General features: G+C 72.7%; 1 pseudogene. It reads right to left on the bottom strand.

Annotation, left to right across the window (positions count from 1 at the left end):
- Positions 1-296 precede the first annotated feature (296 nt).
- Positions 297-497, bottom strand: a pseudogene (locus A4A58_RS31290) (LamB/YcsF family protein); the annotation flags it as partial.
- Positions 498-513: the final 16 nt, after the last annotated feature.

The raw sequence follows: 513 nt of genomic DNA, 5'->3' as shown, positions 1-513 counted from the left end.
AACGAAAGGAGAGCAGGCCCGGGATGGGATCTGCTGATGCAGGACGGCAGGCCCCAGCCTGCAGGGGGCGACTGGAGGAGGGGGAGGGTGGGGGGGACGGGGGGGCAGGCGCGTGCGGTGGGGCAGATGGCGGCAGGGGAGAGGGGAGGGGGGCAGAGGGTGGCGGAGGCGGCGGGGAGCAGGGGGGAGAAAACGGAGGAGGGAGGGGGGGAGGGAAGGAAGGGGGGTGGGGGGGGGAGGGGGGGGTGGGGGGGGGGGGGGAGAGGGGGCGGGACGCTCTGTCCGGACGGGGCGCGCGGCCGGTCGGGGTGGGGGCCGGGAGCGAGGGCGCGCGCGCGGGCGAGGGGGAAGGTCCGGGCGATGAGCTCGGGATGGGCGGCAGGAAGGCCGCATGCCACATTGGCTGACGTGACGATCGAAAGCATGGCCGCGTCGTCGCCACAGCGATAAGTGCCAAAACCGTCGCCGAGATCGGAATTCAGATCGACGGATGGCATTGGTACCTCCCTATTT

This window comes from Tardiphaga robiniae (assembly GCF_001618955.1).
In the GTDB taxonomy this organism is placed as follows: domain Bacteria; phylum Pseudomonadota; class Alphaproteobacteria; order Rhizobiales; family Xanthobacteraceae; genus Tardiphaga; species Tardiphaga robiniae_A.
Note: the sequence above shows the minus strand (reverse complement) of the source record. Positions and strands in the feature narration are given on the sequence as shown.